The sequence below is a fragment of the Amycolatopsis australiensis genome (assembly GCF_900119165.1).
Lineage (GTDB): Bacteria > Actinomycetota > Actinomycetes > Mycobacteriales > Pseudonocardiaceae > Amycolatopsis > Amycolatopsis australiensis.
Map to the genome: position 1 here is coordinate 4519588 of NZ_FPJG01000006.1, position 22443 is coordinate 4542030.

Sequence of the window (22443 nt, forward strand, 5' to 3'; positions counted from 1 at the left end):
CCGGACCGCAGCCAGATCACTTCCAGGACACGCCCTGACCCGCGAGGTCGAGCGCGATGTCGGTGATCATGTCCTCCTGGCCGCCGACCATGCCGCGGCGGCCGGCTTCGACGAGGATCGCGCGGGTGTCCAGCCCGTACGTCGAGGCGGCCGCCTCGGCGTGGCGCAGGAAGCTCGAATACACCCCCGCGTACCCGAGGCTCAGGGTTTCGCGGTCGACGCGGACCTCGCGGTCCTGCAACGGACGCACGAGGTCGTCCGCCGCGTCCATCAGCGGGAACAGCTCGCAGCCGTGGTCCCAGCCCATCAGGTCGGCCACCGCGATGAACGCTTCCAGCGGGCAGTTGCCCGCGCCGGCGCCTTGGCCGGCCAGGGAGGCGTCGACCCGCACCACGCCGTTCTCCACCGCCACCACGCTGTTGGCCACGCCGAGGGCGAGGTTGTGGTGGGCGTGGATGCCGATCTGCGTGTCCGGCTCGAGGACGTCCCGGTAGGCGCGGACCCGGTCCCGCACGCCGTCCATGGTCAGGCGGCCGCCGGAGTCGGTGACGTAGACGCACGCCGCGCCGTAGGACTCCATCAGTTTCGCCTGCCCGGCCAGCTCTTCCGGCCCGGCCATGTGCGACATCATCAGGAACCCGGCGACGTCCATGCCGAGCTCGCGGGCGGCGCCGATGTGCTGGGCGGCGATGTCGGCCTCGGTGCAGTGCGTCGCGATCCGGACCGAACGGACGCCGAGCCGGTGCGCCTGGCGCAGGTCGTGCAGCGTGCCGATCCCGGGCAGCAGCAGGGTGGTGGGGACGGCGTGGCGGGTGACGTCGCAGACTGCCTCGATCCATTCCCAGTCGGTGTGCGCGCCGACGCCGTAGTTGATGCTGGACCCGGACAGCCCGTCGCCGTGGGCGATTTCGACGGCGGCGACGCCGGCCGCGTCGAGCGCGCCGGCGATGGCCCGGGCCTGCTCGACGGTGTAGCGGTGCCGGATGGCGTGCATGCCGTCCCGCAGGGTGACGTCCTGGACGTACAGGTCGGTCATCGGACTGCCTCCTGGTGCGCGGCCATGCGTTCGGCGGTCCGCAGCGCCGCCGAGGTCATGATGTCGAGGTTCCCGGCGTAGGCCGGCAGGTAGTGCGCGGCGCCCTCGACCTCGAGGAACACCGAGACCTTGACCGCGTCGCCCGCCGGGACCAGCCGGTGCAGGGGATCGTCGGCGGCGACGCGGGCGAACTGGACCTTCTGCTTGAGCCGGTAACCGGGAACGTAGGCCTGCACCCGCCCGACCATCTCTTCGATCGACGCGGTGACAGCGCCGGTGTCCAGAGCGTCCATGTCGGACACCAGGCAGTGCACGGTGTCGCGCATGATCAGCGGCGGTTCGGCGGGGTTGAGGATGATGATGGCCTTGCCGCGGGCGGCACCGCCGACCTGCTCGATCGCGGCCGCGGTGGTTTCGGTGAATTCGTCGATGTTGGCGCGCGTTCCCGGGCCGGCCGAGCGGGAGGAGATGGACGCGATGATCTCGCCGTAGTGCACGGGGGTCACCGCGCCGACGGCGGCCACGATCGGGATGGTGGCCTGGCCGCCGCAGGTGACCATGTTGACGTTGGCGGCGCCGAGGTGCGCGCCGAGGTTGACCGGCGGCACGACGTACGGTCCCAGTGCCGCGGGCGTGAGGTCGACGACCGTGCGGCCGAGGGCACGCAGGACCTCGTCGTGGCGGCGGTGCGCGCCCGCGGACGTGGCGTCGAAGACGTACCGGACGTCGGCGAACTCGTCGAGCCGGACGAGCCCGTCGACGCCGTCGTGGGTGGTGGCGACCTTGAGGCGGCGGGCGCGGGCGAGGCCGTCGGAATCGGGGTCGATCCCGGCCATGGCCACGACGTCGAGGTGGTCCGACAGCCGCAGCAGCTTGATCATCAGGTCGGTGCCGATGTTGCCGGAGCCGATGATCGCGACTTTCGTGCTCATGCGGCTGCCCCTTCGAAGCTGACCGTGACGTCGCCGAGCCCGGAGATCCGGGCGGTGAAGACGTCGCCGGGGACGGCGGCGACCATGGGGCCCAGCGCGCCGGTGAGGACGATGTCGCCGGCGCGCAGCGGTTCGCCGCGGCGGGCCAGTGCCGAGGCGAGCCAGGCCGCGGCGTTCAGCGGGTCACCCAGGCAGTCCCGGCCGGTGCCTTGCGAGACGAGTTCGTCCCCGCGCAGCAGCCGCATCTCGACGTCGGCCGGCTCGACGGCGTCGGGCGACTCGCGGGTGTCGCCGAGGACGAACAGCCCGGAGGAAGCGTTGTCGGCGACCGTGTCGACGATGGTGATGTCCCAGCCGGCGATCCGGCTGTCGACGATCTCCAGCGCGGGGGCGAGAAACGCCGTGGCCGCGCGGACGTCGGCGGCCGAGCAGTCCGGACCCGGCAGGCCGGCGCCGAGGACCAGCGCGATCTCCGCCTCCACCTTGGGCTGCAGCACCCTTCCGGCCGGGACGGTGCCGCCGTCGCCGAGCGCCATGTCGGCGAACAATGCCCCGAAGTCGGGCTGGTCGACACCCAGCTGCCGTTGCACGGCCGGCGAGGTCAGGCCGATCTTGCGCCCGACGAGCCGGTGCCCGGCCGCGAGCCGGCGTTGCGTGGCGAGCCGCTGCACGGCGTAGGCGGCGTCGATGTCGCCGTCGGCGAACAGATCACGGATCGGCGGGCACGGCGTGGCGCGGGCGGCCGCGGCCGCCAGCGCCTCCGCGGCTCGGGGGACGGCGTCGTTCATCGGGACCTCCGCAGCAGGGATTGTGACCTGCCAGGTATAGGTCCCGCCGCGACGGTGTGCCAAAGTTCGTACCGTGACACGGAACAGCCAGAGCGGCAACATGCTCGACAAAGCGGCTGCCGTCCTGGATGTCTACCGGCCGGACGGCGGTTCGTTCCGTCTGACGGAACTCGCGGCGCGGGCGGGGCTGACCAAGACGACGGCGTTCCGCCTGGTGGGCGACCTCGTCCGGCTGGGCCTCCTGGAACGCGCGGGGGAGCGGTACCGGCTGGGCGGCACGCTGTTCGAGCTGGGTTCCCTCGTGCCCCGCCGGCACGACCTCCGCGAGGCCGCGCTGCCGTTCCTGCAGGACCTGTTCGAGAGCACCCGCCAGACCGTCCATTTCGGAATCCGGGACGACCGCGAAGTCGTGTACCTGGAACGGATCCACGGCCACGACGCGGTGCCGCTGCCCTCCCGCATCGGCGGCAGGCTCCCGCTCACGTGCACGGCGATCGGCAAGGCGCTGCTGGCGTTCTCCGAGCCCGGGCTGGCGGCGGCGATCCTCGCGGACCCGCTGCCGCGGCTGACGCCGTCCTCGATCACCGACCCGGTCCGGCTGCGCACGGCTCTGGAGCAGACGCAGGTGTCCGGCCTGGCGTACGAGGAGCAGGAGGCCACGCCCGGCGTGAGCTGCATCGCCGCACCGGTGTTCAGCGGCGCGGTCGCCGTGGCGGCGTTGTCGGTGGCGGTCCCGCGCGAGCAGTTCCGCCCGGCGCACCTGGCCCCGGCGGTCCGGACGGCCGCGCTGGGCCTGTCGCGGACGCTGCGCCGCACCGCCGAGCCGGCCTGAACGAAGACCGTTCGCCCCGGTCGTCTCCGCCGCGGCCACCGCTGGTGCCGTCGCCCCGGCACTACGCCGCCAACAGCCTGCCCAGCGGGCACCCGGCCATCGCGCTGACCGCCCTGCTGGTGGCGTCCCACCGCCGGCGGGGCGTGGTCCTCTTCCTCCTGCTGTCCGGACGTCGCTCCGCGGCGCGGGCGCGATCACCGGCCGGGCCGTGGCGGTGGCCTGGGTGACGCCCGCCTGGCGGCCCCGGTCAGGGTTCGGTGCCCCAGCTGAGGGTGCCGGACTGGTAGGCCGTGGCGGTGGCGAGGTCGGTGAACGACGCCGCCGTGCGGTAGCTGTAGTCGTCGGCCTGGTTGAACGCCGACCAGTCGGCCTTGGCGACCCGGATCTGGACTTCGCCGGTGCCGGCGCCGGCGGCCAGAGACCCGCCGCTGAAGCCGACCTCGACGTAGGCGTCCGCTCCCGGGCGCGGCGTACTCAGCTTCACCACGCGCACGGTGACGTTCCCGCAGCCGGGAACCGCGTAGTCGCACCAAACCTGGTAGCCCGGGTTGGTGGCGTCGCCGGTGAACCAGTAGCGCGCGGTGACGGTGTTCAGCGCGACGGACGTGCTGCCGCGGTTGACGATCTGCAGGCTGGTGCGGATCTGGTTGTCGGTGACGCCGCTGCCGGCGCGCTGCTGCACGGCGAGCGAGCCGGTGCCGGTGGTGCCGCCGCCGGTCGTCGTGGTGACCGACACCGGGCTGCTGGCGGGCGACTGGTTGCCGGCGGCGTCCCGGGCGCGGACCGAGAACGTGTACGCGGTGCCGGGGGTGAGGCCGGTGACCTGGTAGCTGGTGCTCGTGGTGCTGCCGACCGTCGCGCCGGCCGAGTTCAGCACGTCGTACCCGGCGACGCCGACGTCGTCGGTGGCCGCGGTCCAGGTGAGACCGACGCTGGTGCTGCCGGCCGCCGCGGTGACGCCCGTCGGCGGGGTCGGCGGGGTCGTGTCCCCTGTGGACTGTCCCGGCTGGCTGCCCCACAGCACCGCGGACCCCTGCGTGAGCACGAGTTTCGCGTCGTCGGCGGGCGCGGTCCCGGCGGGGGCGAGGCCGGTGTGCGACCAGTCGTTCGCCGGGTCCCAGGTTCCGGTGCTGGTGATCCGGAACTGCACTTCCTTGCGGTAGCGGGACTGGCCGCCGGGGGCGACACCGCCGGAGCACGGCACCTCGACGTAGTAGACCGGCCCGGAGAACTGGTGCAGGGCCGGCGCGTCACACTGGTTGTACGCCGAGGTGACCGAGATCTGGCCGGGCGTGGTCGCGCCGTCGAGCGTGAAGTAGTAGCGCAGCGAGCCGGTGAACGTGCGCGCCGGCCACGCCGACTTGTTGATGACGTACGCCTTCACCTCGGTGAACGTCCCGCCGTCCGGCTGGTTGAGCGCGCCCTGCGCCAGGATCTCCGGGCCGTCCGGGGTTTCCCGCGGAGGGAAGCTCGCCAGCGGCGTGCCGCCGTACTCGCCGTAGAGGCGGGCCAGCGCACCGGTGAAGCCGGCGTTGTAGTCGAGGGCCACCTCGTTCATGGTGTAGTTGGTGCGGTCGTCGGTGTAGGCGTCGTTGGTCGTGGTGGGCCCGCCGACGAGCGCGCCGTACAGGATGTGCCGGCTCTGCGCGGGCTCGTTGATGTTGTCGGCCCAGGAGCCGTGCGCGGTGCGGTGGTGCGGGTTGCGGGGCGGGTTGACGCCGAGCCCGACCTCGAAGCTCGCGCCGCGCGGGTTGTCGCCGAGCGCGTAGTTGATCTGCCGCACGGCGAAGTCGTGGTAGGTGGCCGCGCGGGCGGGATCGTTGGTGCGTAACCAGTCCGCGTAGGTGAGGGCCACGAACGCGGTGTTCGCCGCGTACCGCAGCGAGCCCCACTGGTCGAGCACGGCCTGGCCGCCGGGGGAGTAGGGCACGTGCTGGCCGTTGACGCCGGTGGTCCACCAGTCCAGCCAGCGGTTGGCGTCGGTGACGTACTCGGGGTCGCCGGTGAGCTGGGCGAGCAGGACGTAGGTGCCGTAGGACTTGTCGTCCCAGGCGAGCGTCCAGCGGTAGGAGCGGGTGGTGGTCTGCGGTTCGGTGGACAGCTTCTCGTACTCGGCGCGCGCCTTGGTCAGGTAGCTGCTGTCGCCGGTGGCCTTGTAGAGCCAGATCGCGCCCCACACCAGCTCGTCCTGGTAGCCGCTCCAGGACTTGTAGAAGTTCTGGGCGTCGGTGATGCAGTTGGAGTAGACGCCGCGGTGGTTGTCGGCGAAGGAGTACAGCTGCTTGGCGTGGGTGAGCAGGGTGGCCGCGTAGGCGGGATCGCCGGACTGGAACACCATCGAGCCGGCGGCCATCTGCGCGGCGGCCTCGCCGGCGAGGTCGGAACCCGGGCAGGAGTCGTCGATGCGGTAGGCGGGCCGGGCCATGGCCATCGTCTCGGCCGGGCCCCACCACTTGTGGTCGTCGTCGCCCTTGCCGACCTGGCCGTAGAGCACGTCGGGCTGCGGGTGCGCCTTGATCAGCCAGTCGTCGCCCCAGCGCAGGTTGGACAGCAGGTACTGCCACTGCCCGGAACTCTGGTAAGCGGCGCGGTTCTCCAGCGCGCCCCAGGCGAGCATGGTCATGCTGAACTCGAAGGGCAGCCCGAACTTGACGTGGTCACCGGCGTCGTAGAACCCACCGGTGAGGTCGAGCCCGGCGTCCTTGCCGTCGTCCAGCGCGGACGGCCCGCGCCAGGAAACCCGGTTGTCGGCGGGCAGGGCGCCGGAGCGCTGCGCGTCGTAGAACCAGACGGCCTTCTGCAGCGCCTCGCCGTAGTTGAACTTCCCGGTGGCGGCGCCGGCCCTGGCGGACAGCGCCGGGACCACGAGGGCCAGCCCGAGCACGAGCAGCGCCACGACCGCCCGGGACATCGCGTTCGTCGTTGAACCGCGCACGCCGCCTCCTCGATTCTGGGAGCGCTTCCAGGGTGGAAGAGTAAGGACGGCCATGGGTCATGTAAAGGATCGACATTTTCGCTAGCCGGTTTGGCGGCGCTTGCCGAGGCCGTCCGTCGTAACCCGCCGGGACGGACTGGACAGAGCTGTTGGGAGCGCTCTCAGGATAGGCTGCCGCCGCGAGGTACTGCGGCGTGTCCGGCCCGGGCTGCTCCGACCGGGTGTACCGCCGTGTCAGACTGCCGGGCGATGCACACCCCAGCCGATCTCGCCGACCTGCTCGAATGCGAACACCGCAGCCTGCTCAACCTGGCCGCGGACCTGCCGGGCGCGCCGCGGCCCGCGCCCGACCCCGCCGCCGGCCGGCGCCGGCGCGCCGCCGCCCGGGTCATGCTCGCCCGCCTGCGCCGGGAAGGCCACGACGTCTTCGAGATCGACACCCGGGACCGCGTCGCCGCCGCCGAGGCCACCGCGGCGGCGCTGTGGTCGGGCGCGGCCGTGATCCACCCGGCCGTCCTCCACGACGAGGATTTCTCCGGCGTCGCGGACTTCCTGATCCAAGACGGCGAAGGCCGCTACGAGGTCCACGACGCGGAACCGGCCCGGCAGGCCAAGCCCGCGGCGGTGGTCCGCCTGATCGCGTTCGCCGACGCGCTGCGCCGGGCGGGCTGGCCGACCGGCCCGCACGTGTACCTGCGCCTGGGTGACGGCAGTGCCCGCACCTTCCGCAGCGAGGACTTCCGGCCCCTGGTGGACCGGCTGCGAGCCCGGCTGCGCGGCCGCACACCGGCGTTGCCGGCGCCGTTGTGGGCCGACGAACGCCCGGCCTGCGCCGGCTGCGGGTACGCCCGCCACTGCGCGTCGGGCCGGGAAGCCGACCGCGACCTCATGCTCGTCGCCGGGATGCGCGGCGACCAGCGCCGCAAGCTCGTCGCCGCGGGGCTGGGCTCCGTCGAGGCGCTCGCGGCGGCCACGCCGGGCGACCGGCCGCGGGACCTGTCCGTCACCGCGTTCACCGCCCTGCGCGCGCAGGCCGCACTGCAGCTGCGGCAGGACACCACGGGCGAGGTCAGCTACGAGATCGTCGATCCTGACGCGCTGGCCGCCCTGCCGGCCCCCGCGCCGGGCGACGTCTTCGCCGATCTCGCCGGTGACCCGCACGCGCTGGCGGGCGAAGGGCTGGAGTTCCTCTTCGGCGCCCTGACCCCGGGCGGTGACCAGCGGTTCACGCCGTTCTGGGCGCACAGCCGCGCCGAGGAGAAGCGCGCCTTCGAGCAGTTCGTCGACTTCGCCGCCGCGCGGGTCGCCGAGCACCCCGGCTCGCACGTCTACCACTACGGGCCGTACGAAGTCACGGCGATCAAGCGGCTCGCCGCCGTGCACGGCACCCGCGAGGAAACCGTCGACCAGCTGCTGCGCGGGGGCGCGCTGGTGGATCTGCACACGGTGGTCCGCAAGGCGTTGCGGGTCTCGCAGCGGTCGTATTCGATCCGCCACCTCGAGCCGCTCTACCGGCCGGGCACCCGCGAAGGCGACGCGAAGACCGCGCTCTCGGACGTCGAGGCCTACGAGGAGTACCTGCTGGTCACGCGGTCCGCCGAGCCGGACCGCGCGGAGGAGGTCCTGCGCGGCATCGTCGGGGACAGCGAGGAGGACTGCGTCTCGGCGCTGCGGCTGTTCGAGTTCCTGCACCAGGTCCGGGCCGACGCCGGCATCGAGCCCGGGTCCGCGGCGGAGGAGCCGCCCGAGGACGCGCTGCTGCGCGCGGCGGAGGAGGACGTCGCCGCCGAGCGCCGGGCCGAACGCGCCGCGCGGCTGGCCGCGCTCGTCGACCCGCTGCTCGACGGCCTGCCGGACGACCCGGACGAGTTCACCGCCGACGAGCGGGCCCGCGCGCTGCTCGCGGCGGCGGTCGGCTACCACCGCCGCGAGACCAACCCCGCGTGGTGGGAGTACTTCCGCCAGCTGGCCGCCCCGCTCGGCGACCTCGAGGTCGACACGTCGTGCACCGTGCCGGTGTCGGTCGAGGCGGGGGAATGGGTCCCGCCGGCCGGGCGTGTCCGCACCGCGAAGCGGACGCTGGTCCTGGCGTGCGACCCGGACCGGCCGCACCCGTTCGCGTCCGGCGACGAAGTCCGGCTGCGCTACGACGGCGTCACCCGCGACGCGAAGGTCGCGGCCGCGTCGGCGGTGGAGCTGACCTTGGAGGAGAGCAGCCCGCCCGACGCCACCTCGGCCGACCGGCCGTCCGCCGTGCTGCCGGGCAGCCCGGTGCGGCCCTCGCCCAAGGACGACGCGGTCGCCGACCTGGCGCAGCTGGTCGTCGACGCGCTCCCCGCGCTGCCGCGGCACCCCGGCGTCGACCTGCTCCGGCGGACGCCGCCGCGGCTGCGCGGTGGAGCGCCCCTGCCCGAGCCGGGGACCGACTTGATCGCCACGGTGATCGACGCGGTCGAAGCCCTCGACGGCTCGACGCTCGCGGTGCAGGGACCGCCGGGGGCGGGCAAGACGTTCCTGGCCGGGAAGCTGATCGCCCGCCTCGTGCGAGCCGGGCGCACCGTCGCCGTCACCTCCACCAGCCACAAGGCCGTGGAAAACGTCCTGAGCGCGGCGAAGAAGAGCGCGCCGGAACTGCCCTGCGCCAAGCGGGCGAAGCGGGCGCCGGACCCGGACGCGCCGTGGGAGCAGCCGAAGAGCAATCCGGCGCTGGTGAAGTGGCGGCAGGAGCACGACACGGGCCACCTGGTCGGCGGCACGGCGTGGACGTTCGCCAACGCCGCGGTCCGCGAGGAGCCCTTCGATCTGCTGATCATCGACGAGGCGGGCCAGTTCGCCCTGGCCGACGCGCTCGCCGTGTCGACGTGCGCGAAGAACCTGCTGCTGCTGGGCGACCCGCAGCAGCTGCCGCAGGTGGTGCAGGGAACCCACCCGGCGGGCGCGGAGGCGTCGGCGCTGGGCCACCTGATCGGCGAGGCCGACATCATGCCGGCGGCGCTGGGCTACTTCCTCGACGAGACGCGGCGCATGCACCCCGCGGTGTGCGAGCCGGTGTCGAAGCTGTCCTACGCGGGACGCCTGCGCGCGCACCCGTCGGCCGCCGAGCGCGTCCTTTCCGGCGTCCCCGCCGGGCTCTACCTGGCCGAGGTCGACCACCACGGCAACACGACGCGTTCGGTGGAGGAAGCCGCGGCGGTCGTCGACGTCGTGGCGGCGCTGATCGGTCGCATGTGGACGGACCACGGCCCGGCCCGCCCCTTGGCCGACACGGACGTCCTCGTGGTGGCCCCGTACAACCTGCAGGCGCGGACGGTGACGCGGGCGCTGGCGGACGCCGGCTTCCCGGGCGTGCGGGTGGGCACGGTCGACCGCTTCCAGGGCCAGGAAGCCCCGGTGGTGATCACCACGATGACGTCGTCCTCGGCGGTCGACCTGCCTCGCGGCCTCGACTTCCTGTTGTCCCGCAACCGGTTGAACGTCGCCCTGTCGCGGGCCCAGGTCCTGGCGGTCCTGGTGTGCTCGGCCAAGCTGGTGGAGGCCGACATCCGCACGGTGGACCAGATGCGCCTGGTGGCGGGCATGATCGGCTTGCTGGGCGAGGCCCGGCGCTGGCCTCCCGCGTAGCGGGGCCAGCCGTCCGTGGGGGCCGGCGCAGCGCCGCCACTGGTCGCTGCCGCGGACGCCGGTCGTCGCGTGGATCGGCGTCCGCGATGTGGGAAGACCGGTCCCGGCCGTCGGAGCGGCTTACGCTGCAACGCCGTGCGGCACTACCGGATCGGTGTCAGTCCTGCGGGATGTACCCGATGAGGTGAATGTCGTCGCAACCGCTGAGGTCCAGGGACGTCGCGTCGTAGTTCTGCTCGCCCTCGTCCGGGGTGCGCAGTGTCACGACGCGGGCCTTGCTGTGGGCCGTCGAATGCCGCTTCCACAACGAGCGGAACGTCCAGTCGCGGCTCAGCCTGCTCACCAGGTCGGCCAGTTCGGCGTCGTCCGGCTCGGTTCCGGCGCGGATGCGCAGGCTGCCGACGAAGCATTCGGCGACCTCGTCCCAGTTCACGTAGATGTCGCGATAACGCCGGTCCAGGAAGAACAGTTCCAGGAAGTTCTCCGAGTCCTCGTCCAGCCGGATGATCCGGGCGGCCGGCGGGTTCGCGTACAGGATGTCCCAGTACTTGTCGACGATGAACGCCGGATGGCGTACCGCCCGCGCGAAGTGCTCGAGCACGCGTCGCTCGCTTTCCGTCGCGGAGAATTCGATCTTCGGTGGATTCATCTCAGCCAGGTTGTAGAGGTGGACCCGATCGACCGGGTCGAGCGCGAGCGCCGAGGAAATCGAGTCGAGTACCGCTGCCGAAACGCGGATGTTACGTCCCTGTTCGAGCCAGGTGTACCAGGAGGCGCTTACTCCGGCCAGTAATGCGACTTCTTCCCGGCGCAGGCCGGGAGTATTGCGGCGCCCTCCTTCGGGGAGGCCGACGTCCGCCGGTTTCACCCGCGCCCGCCTTGCCCTGAGGAATTCGCTGAGCTGTTCCCTGCGGTCCGCAACACGCTGTTTCGACGTCATCAAGGCCCCCGGTTGATGTCCATGCCGAACTCGGGCAAGACAACATCGGAGGCTAGCGGCCGTTTGCGGAGAACGTCAACCGACCAATGGATCGGCTTTGATCCGAACTTCGCAAAACGGGTCGCCTTGTTTGTGAAAAGCGTCACCGTCTCACTGTCGCAATCGCGGCTTCCACACCGTGCGCCAGGCGCAGACCGCACCCAGCAGGTAGGCGATGGTGATCGCGGCGAATGCGACCGAGGCGCGTGCGTACCAATCGTGGTTCACGCTGATCGCGACGCCCATCGCGGCGATGCCGAACAGAGAACCGAACTGGCGGTTGGCGTTCAGCACCGAACCTGCTATGGCGGCGTGTTCGACCCCGGCCGCGTCGACGAGAACGGCGGTCATCGCCGGGGAAATGATGCCCGCCCCGATGTTCGCCAGGCCCATCGCCAGCGCCAGCTGCCAATACGACGTCGCGGGCGAGATGAACACCAGGCTGACCGTCGAAGCCGCGGCGATGCCGAGGAAAACCGTCAGCAGTAGTCCGTTGGAGTACCGGCCGGAGATCTTCGAGTAAACGATGTTCGAAATGGGGAAGAACACCGTCATCGGCAGCAGCTGCAGCCCGGCCGTGAACGGCGCGACGCCGCGCGCTTGCTGCAGGAACAACCCGAGGACGAAAATCCCGCCGAAAAGCGCGAAGTTGAACAGGAACCCGATCACGTTGCCGCCGGCGAACGGCGGCAGCCGGAACAGCTCCCACGGGATGACGTGCGACGACGTCTTCCGCTCCCGCAGTACCAGCGCCGCGGCGGAGGCGATCGCGACCGCGTAGGCGATGAGGACGGCCGGGGCGAGCCAACCCTGCTCGGGGCCTTCGATGAGCGCGAAGCACATCGCGGCGACCATGGCGATGGCCAGCGCGTGCCCGCCGAACGGTACCGGAGCGCCCTTGCGTGCCGTGGGCGTGATGTACCGCCACGTCAGCACCGCGCCGAGCAGCCCGATCGGCAGGTTGATCAGGAAGATGCTCGGCCAGCCGAACGCCGAGACCATGAGGCCGCCGACCGTCGGGCCGATGCCCGACGCCGTGGCGACGATGGCCGACCACAGGCCCAGGATCCGGGTCCGCTGCCGCGTGTCGGGGAACGACCGCACGAGCAACGCGAGCGAGCTGGGCATGAACAGGGCGGCGCCGGCGCCCTGCACCAGCCGCGCGCCGATCAGGAACGCGCCGTCCGGCGCCACCGCGCAGGCGAGGGACGCGGCGACGAACACGGCCATGCCCCACATGTAGACGCGCAGGCTGCCCAGCCGGTTCGCCATGCCGCCGGCGAGCAGCAGCAGGGCGGCGAAGGTCAGCACGTACCCGTCCACAATCCAGGTCAGCTCGGTGACCGACACGGCCAGGTCCTGCTGGATGCGCGCACCGGCGACGTTCACGACGGTGGTGTCGAGCGAAGCCATGACGAAGCCGGCGGCCAGCGCGGCGATCTTCACCGCGGTCCGGCCGGCCGCGGCGGGCGCCGCCAGATCCGACGTCACGGGACTGCCCATTTCGATGAAACCCCCTGGGAGCTCGGTGGTCCGTACCGGACCGGCGTGCCCGCTCAGGAGACCACATACGTTGATGGCTGTCAAACGATGATGGTGATCAACGTATGATCGGCATCGAAATTTGACGGCGATCAAAGTACGATGGCGGTGGTAGCATCGTGCGGGGAAGGAGCCGACTGTGCAGATCGCCACCGAGGAGCGCGTCACCGACCACATCGAGGTGGACGAGATCACCGCGCAAGGCTTGCTCGACGCTCTCGTCGACCCGGTCCGGCGCAGCATCGTCCGCCAGCTGTTCGCCTCCGACACGGACATCGCGTGCGGCCACTTCGACATCAACGTCAGCCGATCCACCGGCACGCACCACTTCAAGGTGCTCCGGCAGGCCGGCGTCATCCGCCAGTACTACGTCGGCACGTCGAAGATGAACACCCTGCGGCGAGCGGATCTGGAGTCCGTCGCCCCCGGCCTGATCGAAGCGATCATGGCCATGCCGGAGACCGCCCGCCGGCCGGCCGGGGCGGACTCCGGCCGGCACTGACTGTCGTGCCCACTGAGGTTGCCGGCGCGGGGCACGGGCGGCAGCCGGTGTGGGCTCGGTGCTGTGAACCGGCGAAAGGCTCCGCGAAGGCTCATTCTCCGGCGAGGGTGCGGTCGAAGCGTTCGCCGGTGCCGACTGTCTGCGGCCGATAACGGCGGGTGAAGCGGGCTTCGGCGGGCTGCGGCCGGGCATTGGGTGGGGAAAACGAAGACCTCCGTTGTGTTCGGTGCCGGCGTCGGGCACCAGCACCACACACGGAGGTCTTCGCCGTGATCGACCCGGCGCGCCGCTCAATCGCCGGCAACGTCCATGGTCCACACAACCATCGCCGCCGCGGCGGGTCAGCCCGCCGGGCGCGACCGGATCGGGAACACCAGCGGGTTCACGTCGTCGTGACTCGTCGAGGTCAGGACGGGCAGCGTGACCAGCCAGTGGTCGCCGACCTCGCTCGTGGTGCCCAGCCGGCACCGGTAGTGCAGCGCGGCGCCGAGCACGTGCACCGCGGTTCCGTCGGCCGCCACGACGACCGGGATGTCGTTGAGCCGTTCCGCGGCCGGCCGCCGGGCGATCCGGAAAGCCACGTCGTCCTGCAGGTCGGACAGCACGCTGACGCCCACCGTCTCCGCCGTGCGCAGCAGCGGCCACGTCGTCGATTCCTTGCGGATCGCCACCGACATGATCGGTGGCGACAGCGACACCGCGTTCAGGGACGTGCACACCATCGCCTGCCCGGTCCCGCCGACCACCGCGGCGACCACCGCCACCGCGGCCGGGTGCCGGGCGTAGCAGTGCCTGGTCACCTCGGCCGCGGCCGGTGCGCTGGTCATGTCCCGGCCTCCGCCCCGGCGGTTTCGCCGAGCTGCCGGACCGCCATCGCCAGGCGTTGCGACCGGTCGCCCTTGACGCGGATCACCGGCACGCCGAGGTTCCCGGCCACCGACAGCATCCGGCTGTCGAGCAGTTCCCGGAACGCCTCGCTGATGGGCGGCGGCTCGTCCGCGAGCGGGCGTTCGTTCGGCACGTGGACGAAGGCGTGATACGTCTGCGCCGCATACCGGCCGGCCTCCACCGAAACACGCTCGATGATCTCAGCTTCCCTGGGCAGCTCGGGCCGCGCCTCGGCATCCACCGAACGCGGATGCAAGCCATGACGGAACCGCGTTGCCGCGTAGACGAATTCGTGCAGCACCGAGCCGTCGGAGACGAAGCCGTCGCCGGCCGCGGCCTCCGCGCCGACCCGTTCGACGAGCCGTCGCGCGACCAGCTGGACCAGCTCGAGGTCCGTGCATTCTTCGAGCGAGGTGCGCAGCGCGCCCTCCTGCAGGGCCATCGGGGTGGCGTGCACGCGCGGCACCCCGAGTTCCGCCGACAACGACTCGGACAGCGTCGACTTGCCGTTCCCGTAGGCCCCGATCACCGCGATCTTCACGAGGCACCGCCCGGGTTCGCCGGTTGCGGCACGACCGAGCTGTCCGTGACGGAGGCGGCGATGTGCGCGCCCGCGGCCCCGACCGTTCCCCATTCGGCGAGCTGCGCGTCGGTGACCACGACCCGCAGCTCGCGCTCGACCAGCAGGGCGAGCTCGACGAGGTTGATGGAGTCCAGGCCCAGGTCTTCGAACGCGCTGTCGCCCGTGACCGGGTCCGCGGGCAGGTCGACGTTCTCCAGCCGGGTGGTGATCGCCTCGACGAGGTAGCCGACGACCGCTTGTGTCGCTTGATCGTTCATCACAGTTCCTGTCCGTTGGTCAGGTCGGGATCAGATCGGCGGGCTCGGCCTTCACCTCGGGCCACACCAAGGTGGCCGACCCCCAGGTCGTGCCGCCGCCGAACGCGGTGAGCAGCAGCCGGTCGCCGCCGGCGAGCAGGCCCGACGTGACGGCGTCGAGCAAGGCGAGCGGAATCGAGGCGGCCGAGGTGTTGCCCACCCGGTCGAGGTTCATGATCAGCTTCGACCGGTCGGCCGCCAGCCGATCGGCGACCGCGCCGAGGATCCGCTCGTTCGCCTGGTGCCCGACGATCCAGTCGAGGTCCGCGGTCGTCCACCCCGATCGCCGCAGCACCGCTTCCGAGGACTGGGCCATCCGGGTCACCGCGGTGCGGAACACCTCCCGGCCGAGCATCGCGAAGCGGGTGCTGCGGTCGGCGCCGGGATGGGTGCGCTCGTACGAACCCCCGCCGGGAACCCAGACCAGCTGCCGGTCCTCGCCGTTGCTGCCCAGGTCGATGTGCTCCAGGGACGCCGGGGTGCCCGGCTCGGCCGCGCACAGCACGACGGCGCCCGCGCCGTCGCCGAAGATCACCGCCGTGGACCGGTCCTCGCGGTCGAGGATGGTCGAGTACGTCTCGGCGCCGATCACCAGCGCGGACCGCGCGAGCCCACCGGCGAGGAAACCCTTCGCCACCGCGAGCGCGTAGACGAAGCCACTGCACACCGCGGCGACGTCGAACGCCCCGACCGGCCCGAGGCCCAGCCGGGCGGCCACCGCGGGCGCGGTGGCCGGGCAGGGGTGGTCGGGCGTGGTGGTGGCGAGCACGACCAGGTCGACCTCGTCGCGCTGGGCCGAGTCGAGGGCGCGCCGCCCGGCGGCCACCGCCAGGTCGCCGGTGGAGGTCGTGCGCGACCAGTACCGGCCGGCGATGCCGGTCCGGCCGCGGATCCACTCGTCCGAGGTGTCCATCAGCCCGGCGAGATCGGCGTTGCTGACGTGGTTGTCGGGCAGTGCTCCGCCGATCCCGGTGAGCACCACCCCGGTCATCGCACCGCCCCGGCCGGGGCCCGCTGCGCTTCCGGGGTCGTGTCGATCCGCGCGTAGTCGGCCTGGGCCCGCTCGATGGCTTCGTCGATCGACATCCGCGGGGCGAACCCGTAGATGTCGAGGATCTTCTGCAGCCGCTGCGGGATGGTCCCGCCGACGATGTGCACCGGAATACCGAGCTCTTCGAGGTTTTCCAGCAGCATCCGGTCGGCCAGCGCGCGGAACCGTTCGTTGACCGGCCGGTGGCCGTCCTCGACGAGCGGGAACTCGATGGGCAGGTGCACGAACGAGTCGTAGGACTGCTTGGCGTGCTGCTTCGCCGGCACTCCGATCTGCCGCATCACCTCGGCGTAGAAGGACAGCTCGTCGGTCAGCTCGACGTTCTCCAGGTCGACCGACTCGTTGGGGTTGATCCCGACCAGGACGCGCACGGTGCCGTAGCACCACTCGTGCAGCGACGAGCCGTCCGAGACGAACCCGTCCGGCAGGTGGCTCTCGTTGACCGCGCGGCCCTGGTTGCGGCGGGTGATCAGCATGATGATCTCCGCCGCGGTGCACTCCTCGAGCGTCTTGCCCGGTACCGAGATCGGCAGCAGCTCGCGCATGGTGAGCGCCGCGCTGCGCGGCAGCCCGGTCAGGTGCGAAACCGCCATCGTGGTGAGGGTCTTGCCGACGGAATAGGTGCCCGAAATCGCCAGTCGCATGAGGACTCCTTGCTGAGTGCTGGGGGAACGCGGGTCAGGGAACGAGGTGAGCGATCGCGCAGTGGACGGCGACGCCGTAGACGTCGCCGCGGATGTCGGCCACCCGCCAGCGGCCGGTGCCCCGGTCGAGCAGCCGCGGGCGGACGAGCCGGGTCGTCGCGGCCGGGAGGCCGGCCACGTCCCGGGGCCGGGTGGGCCACCGGATCTCCGTCTGCCGCATCCACAGCGTGTTGCTGTCGGCGCGGTCGAACCGGTCCAGCTCGTAGAGCAGGATCTGGCCGAGCTGCAGGGTCACGACGAACGCGTCGACGACCAGGTCCTGCGGACGGACCGGGCCGGACGGCGCCGGGCCGAACCGCGCCCGTGCCGACGCGGTCAGGGTGTCGCGGTCGACGACCACGTCGGACGCGGTGTTGGCACGCTCCGCCCAGCCGGTCGCGAATGGACGCCGTCCGCTCGGCGGCCCGGTCACGTCCGGTACCGGGGCCGTCGTGTCCCGCCGCTCGCCCGGGGGATGCCGCAGGGAAACGACCAGGCGGAGATTGGCGATGGCGCAGTCGAATGTGGTGCACACGACCGACGGCGTGCCGAGGTCCATTGTGGACGCCGCCCGCGCCTCGACCCGGAAGCCGGCCAGCTCTTCTTCGACCGGGGACGATCCGGCGGAGATCCGGATCGTCCCCAGCGCCTCGACGCGCGGGTCGCCGGCGGAAACACCGAACGCCGCCTGCAGGTACAGCGCGGCAAGCCGTTCGCCGAGCACGATGACGTCGACGGTGCTCAAGTGCGGCGGCTGGTCGGCCGTTCCCTTGCGGGACCAGTCTTTCGGGTATTCGACGGCCGCGACGCCCGAGATGACGCCGGTGCCGTCCGGGTGCGCGGTGACCGAAACCGCGGAAAGGGAGTGCCGGGGGCGCCGGTAGCCCGCGCCGAAGAAGCGCTTGTCCGCCGGTCCGAGGTATTCGTCGAGCGACGGCAACAACAGTCTCGTGGATTCTGCCATGACGACCTCGATTCGTCCGGGTCAGTGCAACGCGTGCAGCATGGCCGCGTCGAAGGGGCGGGTCGGGTGGCCGCTGCGGATGCGGCGCGGCCAGTCGGGATCGGCGATCAGGGCACGCCCGACCGCGACCAGGTCGAACTCGCCCGCGGCGAGCCGGGCGCACACCTCGTCGACGTCGGCGGTGGCGGCGCCCTTGCCTTCGAGGTAGCCGAGGAAGTCGCTGTCGGCCAGGCCGACCGAGCCGACGGTGATGGCCGGCCTGCCGGTGAGCTTCTTCGCCCAGCCGGCCAGGTTGAGGCGCGACCCCGCGAACTCGGGCCGCCAGAACCGCCGCTGCGAGCAGTGGAAGACGTCGGCGCCGGCCTCGGCGAGCGGTTCCAGGAGCTCGGCCAGCTCCGCCGGGTCGTCCGCGAGGCGGGCCTGGTAGTGCCCGACCTTCCACTGGGAAAGGCGGACCACGACCGGGAAATCCGGTCCGGTCGCTTCCCGGCAGGCGGTGACGACGTCGGCGGCGAAGCGCGCCCGGTCCCGGATCGCCGGGCCGCCGTACCGGTCGGTCCGGCGGTTCGTCGTCTTCCACAGGAACTGGTCGATCAGGTAGCCGTGCGCCGCGTGCAGTTCGATGCCGTCGAACCCGATCCGGCGGGCGGACCGTGCGGCGCCGGCGAACGCGGCGATCACATCTCCGATGTCCGCGAGCGTCATCGGCGGAACCCGGTTCCCGCTGTCCGGGTCGATGCCGGACGGGCTGCTCGGGGCGGGCCGGGGCGGCCCGTCCGCGTCCCGTCCCCAGTGCAGCGGGTCCCAGCCGACGTGCCACAGCTGCGGGATGATCGCGGCTCCCTCGGCGTGCACCGCCTCGGCGACCGCCTGCCAGCCGGCGAGAGCGTCACCGTGGAAGCGGGGGATGTCGTCCCGGCTGCTCGAAGTGGGGTGATCGACGACGGTGCCCTCGGTGACGATCAGGCCGACCCCGCCGGCGGCACGGCGCGCGTAGTACGCGGCGACGTCCGGACCGGGGATCCCGCCCGGCGACATGGCACGGGTCATCGGCGCCATGACGATCCGGTTGCGCAGGTGCAGGCCCGCGCCGTCGAACCGGCTGTGCAACGGCGCGGTTCTCGCCGCCGGCGCGAGCTCCTGCCGCGTCGCCCCGGTCACCGGGCGGCCACCGGTGTCCGGGCGCCGACGGCTCGGGCGAGGTCGGCGGGGGTGAACATGTGCGGGAACAGCACGCCGCCGGGGTCGAGGGGCCGGGACTCGGCGAGCGACCCGATGTCGACCGGCGTGAACCCGGCGTCGCGGACCAGTGCGGCGACGGTGTCCTTGCTCCGGGGGTCGTCCCCGGCGAGTGCCATGCCCCAGAAGTGCCGCTGGCCGGTACCGCGTGGCCACAGCAGTTCCTCCATGACGTGGCTGAACGCTCGCACGACGTGGCTGTGCGGCAACCGTTTCGCCGTCGCTTCCCCCGAAGTGAGGGCGGTGCCGAGGGTGGAGATGATGTGGCCTTCCTCGGACAGGCCCATGGGGTTGGTCGCGTCGATGACGATCTTGCCGGCCAGGGCGGGACCGACCTGATCGAGCACCTCGTCCAGTGCGGGGTAGGGGACGGCGAGCAGCACGACGTCGGCCGCGGCGGCGGCCTCGACGAGCGTGGTCACCTCACCCGTGATCCGGTGCGGCGCGATCCGCGCGCGGAGCCGTCCGGGCTCGCGCGAGCCGAGCGCGATCTCGTGTCCCGCCGCGGACCAGAGGCGGGCGATGGGCACGCCGATCCCGCCCACCCCGAGGATGGCCGGTACCGGCGAACTCGGCGGCTGCACGGTGTTTCCCCTTTCCCCGGTCATCGCAGATCCCGGATGTTGCGGTTGCCGTCGGCCCACAGCAGCTTCATCGTGAGGCCGTCGATCAGCCAGGTGCCGTCCGCGTCGACGAACGAGTAGGCGTATTCGCCGCCGAGCGTCCAGAGCGGCCCGCCCTGGTCGTTGGGCAGCAGGTGGGTGGCCTGGAACATCGCGGTGGCGACCGCGGTGGTTTCCCCGGTCCGCGTGACCAGGTGGTTGCCGAGGAGGTGCTGGGTGGCTTTCAGCGGAGTCCGGTTGGTGCGCCACTTCGCGATCATGTCGGCGCGCGGAACGAGCGTGGGTGCGCCGCCGTTGAGGCTGGTGTAGTCGAGCAGCACCCGCTCGGTGAAGAGCTCCGGCAGTTCGTCCCACTGCTCGTGGTCGAGGTGCCAGGCCAGCGAAACGGTGAGGTCGACCAGTTCCTGCCGGGTTTCGGCGGTCAGCTTCGGGATGGTCGGGGTGGTCGTCATTCGCGTCTCCGTGAGGTTTTCCGCGGGGTCAGGGGGTGAGCTGGCCGAAGGTGTGCCGGTTCTCCTTGAACCACTCGATCGACTCGGTCAGCCGCCGGGTCGAGCCGGTGAAGTGCGGCGCGACGTACCGGGCGAGCCGCTCGTAGCTGCGCTTGGTCTTGTCCCAGTCGGCCCAGTCCTGCGCGTAGACCAGCAGCGTGCCGAAACCGCCGGTGACCTCCTGCAGGTGGCGGATGCCGGCCACGACGTCCTCGACGGACCCGACGAGCACCCCGCCGAGGTCGATCGAGCGGTCGAGCAGCCGGTCGTCGGGCACGCCGTCGACGCTGATGTCCAGCCCGCGCACGTCGCGCCAGTACTCCTGCGTCCAGCGGTCGTAGCCGGCGCGGACGTCCTCGATGGCCTGACGGCGGGTTTCGCCCACGTACACCGGCAGCGTGATCCGCCACCGGCGGCGGTCCATCGTGTTGCCGTGCTCCGCCGCGGACTCCTCCGCGTACGCCCACTGCTTGCGCAGATCCACCGGCGGGTGGCCGGGCCGCGGCGCGCCGAAGGACACCACGCTGGTTCCGTACCGGCCGGCCAGGCGCATGCTGTTCGGCGAGCCGACGCTGGCCGCGACGATCTCGATCGGGTCGCGGTAGGGCGCGAGCTGCATGCGCGCGTCGTTGAGCGTGAACCACGAAGTCTTCTTCGTGACCCGCTCTTCGCTGTTGATCAGCCGCACGACCGCGTCGAGCGACTCGCCCATCATGGACCGGATGTCGCTCATCTCGACCCCGAGTGTCCGGGCGTCGACCGGGATGGACCCGGCGCCGACACCGAGGACGAACCGCCCGCGGGTGAGGTGGTCGAGGTGCAGGGCCCGGCTGGCCACCATGAAGGGGTGGTGATAGGGCAGCGTGGCCACGCCGGTGGCCAGCGTCAGCCGCGAGGTGCGCTGCGCCGCGGCGGCGATGAGCAGTTCCGGCGCGCCGATGGTGTTCCAGCCCATGGAATGGTGCTCGCCGAGCCAGTATTCGCGGTAACCGAGCCGGTCGAGCAGTTCGGCCAGCTCGAGGTCGCGTTCGTAAAGAAGTGTGAGATCTTCGCCGACCGGGTGCATCGGCGACATGAAGACGCCGAAATCGATACGATCAGGTTTCATCTACTTTCGACCCTTTCTCGGTGAACCGCAGAAGAACAGGTGCGTCGATGGTTATCGCGCCAGAGCCGCGGGCTCAGCGAAGAATTCGGTGATCCGGCGGACGAATCCGGGATCCCGGTGGAAGTAATGGTCGCCGTCGACGGTCTCGGCGGTGCAGATGTCCGTGGTGTACCGGCTCCATCGCTGCGCGGCGGCCGGATGGCACAGCGGATCGCGGGTTCCCGTGAAGACGTGGATCGGGAAGCCGGCCGGTTCCCGCAAAACGCGGACGCAGTAGCGCCGCAGGGCATCCAGTATCCGCAGGTCGTCGGTGAGCCGCCGCCGGTTCAGCTCGGCGACCGACGAGCCGGCCGCCGGCCGGCCGGAACCGGCGATGAGCCGCACGATCGAGCCGTCGATCGGTGCATCCGGTGCCGCGGCCGCGCCCACCAGCAGCTCCCGGGGCGCGGTCAGGCCGTGGCCGAGCCGGTACAGGCTGACGGCCAGCCCGACGGTGGCCCCCATGCTGTGCCCGTAGACGCTGTACGGCGCCGAAGTCAACGGTCCGATTTGTGCACTGATCCGGGAAACGAGGAGTTCGGTTTCCTCGTCGGTCCGGCACGCGTATCCGGAATGGCGTGGCCAGGTCGCCGGCACCAATCGAACCAGCGGGGCGAGCGCTTTCCGCCAGGGAAGAAACGTCGCCGCCGAGCCGCCGGCGTGGTGAAAGGCGATCAGGGTGTGCGGGCTGCGCGAATGCATGGACGTGAACCCCCAGGCGGCTGGCCGGCGAAGTCGGATGGAGCTTGGCCTTCGGCGGCGCTGCCTGACTGCACACTACGGCCGAGCTGATCCGGACCGGAAGTGAGAAGCTGACCTAGGAGCATTACCACCAGTCGCGCGGTGGCGTCACGGCTAGCTCGCGGCGGCGGTCAGGCTCGCTCGGTGGGCGCGGTTGACGGCGATGAGCTCGTCGAGCGAGTCGCGGGTGCGGATCAGTTCGGCGATGTGGCGGGTGAGCCGGTCGCGTTCCCGCAGCATCCGCTCCTCGGCCGCATCGGAGGTTTCCCTGCCGGGCGAATCGACGCAGGGGAGCAGCTCGGCGATGGTGCGACTGGTGAGGCCGGCGGCGAACATGCGCTGGATGAACCCGACGCGTTCGACCTCGCTCTCGGTGTAGGTCCGTTGCCCGCCGGCGCTGCGGGTGCTGGTGAGCAGGCCTTGCTGCTCGTAGTAGCGCAGCGACCGGACGCTCGCCCCGGTCCGGGCCGCCAGTTCGCCGATCCGCACGTGACCTCCCTGTGAGCCGTGCCACGAACGCTTTCCTCTGACACTGATGTCAGATTTTAGCGTGGTGGCGTGCCCGGTGCG

Annotated in this window: 21 protein-coding genes; 3 read left to right on the forward strand and 18 right to left on the reverse strand. The window is 71.6% G+C overall.

Annotated features, from left to right (window positions below; all coding sequences use genetic code 11):
- Positions 1-16 precede the first annotated feature (16 nt).
- From dmpG to BT341_RS22470, 3 genes are read right to left on the reverse strand one after another with little or no spacing between them, the layout of a single operon-like run.
- Positions 17-1036, reverse strand: coding sequence for a 4-hydroxy-2-oxovalerate aldolase (gene dmpG, locus BT341_RS22460; RefSeq protein WP_072478157.1), 1020 nt, complete (start codon positions 1034-1036; stop codon positions 17-19).
- Complete coding sequence (locus tag BT341_RS22465; protein WP_072478158.1) at positions 1033-1968, reverse strand: acetaldehyde dehydrogenase (acetylating); 936 nt, start codon at positions 1966-1968, stop codon at positions 1033-1035. Before BT341_RS22465 ends, dmpG begins: the two co-directional genes overlap by 4 nt.
- Positions 1965-2756, reverse strand: a complete 792-nt coding sequence (locus tag BT341_RS22470) for a 2-keto-4-pentenoate hydratase (protein WP_072478159.1) — start codon at positions 2754-2756, stop codon at positions 1965-1967. Before BT341_RS22470 ends, BT341_RS22465 begins: the two co-directional genes overlap by 4 nt.
- Positions 2757-2829: 73 nt before the next feature.
- On the opposite strand from BT341_RS22470, the gene BT341_RS47355 reads away from it, so the two are divergent.
- Complete coding sequence (locus BT341_RS47355; protein ID WP_218177757.1) at positions 2830-3588, forward strand: IclR family transcriptional regulator; 759 nt, start codon at positions 2830-2832, stop codon at positions 3586-3588.
- A 247-nt stretch (positions 3589-3835) separates the two neighbouring features.
- Here the strand turns inward: BT341_RS47355 and BT341_RS22480 are convergent, their stop codons facing one another.
- Positions 3836-6523: a glycoside hydrolase family 9 protein gene (locus tag BT341_RS22480; protein ID WP_072478161.1), complete on the reverse strand. Its 2688-nt coding sequence runs from the start codon at positions 6521-6523 to the stop codon at positions 3836-3838.
- Positions 6524-6772: 249 nt separating this feature from the next.
- Here BT341_RS22480 and BT341_RS22485 point away from each other — a divergent pair, with 249 nt between their 5' ends.
- A complete protein-coding gene (locus BT341_RS22485; RefSeq protein ID WP_072478162.1) occupies positions 6773-10144 on the forward strand; it encodes a TM0106 family RecB-like putative nuclease in 3372 nt (1123 codons plus the stop codon).
- A gap of 157 nt (positions 10145-10301) precedes the next feature.
- On the opposite strand, the gene BT341_RS22490 is transcribed toward BT341_RS22485, so the two are convergent.
- Entirely contained in the window at positions 10302-11084 is a 783-nt protein-coding gene (locus BT341_RS22490; RefSeq protein ID WP_072478163.1) for a helix-turn-helix transcriptional regulator, read from the reverse strand.
- 150 nt (positions 11085-11234) lie between these two features.
- Complete coding sequence (locus BT341_RS22495; protein WP_072478164.1) at positions 11235-12626, reverse strand: MFS transporter; 1392 nt, start codon at positions 12624-12626, stop codon at positions 11235-11237.
- A gap of 178 nt (positions 12627-12804) precedes the next feature.
- Between BT341_RS22495 and BT341_RS22500 the strand changes: the two genes are divergently transcribed.
- Positions 12805-13167, forward strand: coding sequence for an ArsR/SmtB family transcription factor (locus BT341_RS22500; protein WP_072478165.1), 363 nt, complete (start codon positions 12805-12807; stop codon positions 13165-13167).
- Between the two features lie 341 nt (positions 13168-13508).
- On the opposite strand, the gene BT341_RS22505 is transcribed toward BT341_RS22500, so the two are convergent.
- From BT341_RS22505 to BT341_RS22560, 12 genes are all read right to left on the reverse strand, one after another.
- Positions 13509-13994, reverse strand: coding sequence for a flavin reductase family protein (locus BT341_RS22505; RefSeq protein WP_072478166.1), 486 nt, complete (start codon positions 13992-13994; stop codon positions 13509-13511).
- Complete coding sequence (locus BT341_RS22510) at positions 13991-14596, reverse strand: AAA family ATPase (RefSeq protein WP_072478167.1); 606 nt, start codon at positions 14594-14596, stop codon at positions 13991-13993. Before BT341_RS22510 ends, BT341_RS22505 begins: the two co-directional genes overlap by 4 nt.
- Positions 14593-14895, reverse strand: a complete 303-nt coding sequence (locus BT341_RS22515) for an acyl carrier protein (protein WP_072478168.1) — start codon at positions 14893-14895, stop codon at positions 14593-14595. The genes BT341_RS22510 and BT341_RS22515 overlap by 4 nt, the downstream gene beginning before the upstream one ends.
- Positions 14896-14914: 19 nt before the next feature.
- A complete protein-coding gene (locus BT341_RS22520) occupies positions 14915-15925 on the reverse strand; it encodes a beta-ketoacyl-ACP synthase III (protein ID WP_072478169.1) in 1011 nt (336 codons plus the stop codon).
- Positions 15922-16629 (reverse strand): AAA family ATPase, encoded by a 708-nt coding sequence (locus tag BT341_RS22525; RefSeq protein ID WP_072478170.1) that lies wholly within the window; start codon positions 16627-16629, stop codon positions 15922-15924. The genes BT341_RS22520 and BT341_RS22525 overlap by 4 nt, the downstream gene beginning before the upstream one ends.
- 34 nt (positions 16630-16663) lie before the next feature.
- Positions 16664-17632 carry an AvrD family protein gene (locus BT341_RS22530; protein ID WP_084742967.1) on the reverse strand — a complete coding sequence of 323 codons (969 nt, stop codon included), beginning with the start codon at positions 17630-17632 and terminating at the stop codon, positions 16664-16666.
- A gap of 21 nt (positions 17633-17653) precedes the next feature.
- Positions 17654-18793, reverse strand: coding sequence for an oxidoreductase (locus BT341_RS22535; protein ID WP_072478172.1), 1140 nt, complete (start codon positions 18791-18793; stop codon positions 17654-17656).
- On the reverse strand, positions 18790-19479 hold the full coding sequence (locus BT341_RS22540; protein WP_072478173.1) for an NADPH-dependent F420 reductase: 690 nt from the start codon (positions 19477-19479) through the stop codon (positions 18790-18792). The genes BT341_RS22535 and BT341_RS22540 overlap by 4 nt, the downstream gene beginning before the upstream one ends.
- The gene (locus BT341_RS22545; protein WP_084742968.1) at positions 19476-19946 is read right to left on the reverse strand and encodes a nuclear transport factor 2 family protein; all 471 of its coding nucleotides are present in this window, start codon (positions 19944-19946) and stop codon (positions 19476-19478) included. The genes BT341_RS22540 and BT341_RS22545 overlap by 4 nt, the downstream gene beginning before the upstream one ends.
- Before the next feature lie 28 nt (positions 19947-19974).
- Positions 19975-21093, reverse strand: coding sequence for an LLM class flavin-dependent oxidoreductase (locus BT341_RS22550; protein WP_072478174.1), 1119 nt, complete (start codon positions 21091-21093; stop codon positions 19975-19977).
- Positions 21094-21144: 51 nt separating this feature from the next.
- Entirely contained in the window at positions 21145-21834 is a 690-nt protein-coding gene (locus tag BT341_RS22555) for a thioesterase II family protein (protein ID WP_072478175.1), read from the reverse strand.
- A 153-nt stretch (positions 21835-21987) separates the two neighbouring features.
- On the reverse strand, positions 21988-22362 hold the full coding sequence (locus tag BT341_RS22560; RefSeq protein WP_072478176.1) for a MerR family transcriptional regulator: 375 nt from the start codon (positions 22360-22362) through the stop codon (positions 21988-21990).
- Positions 22363-22443 lie beyond the last annotated feature (81 nt).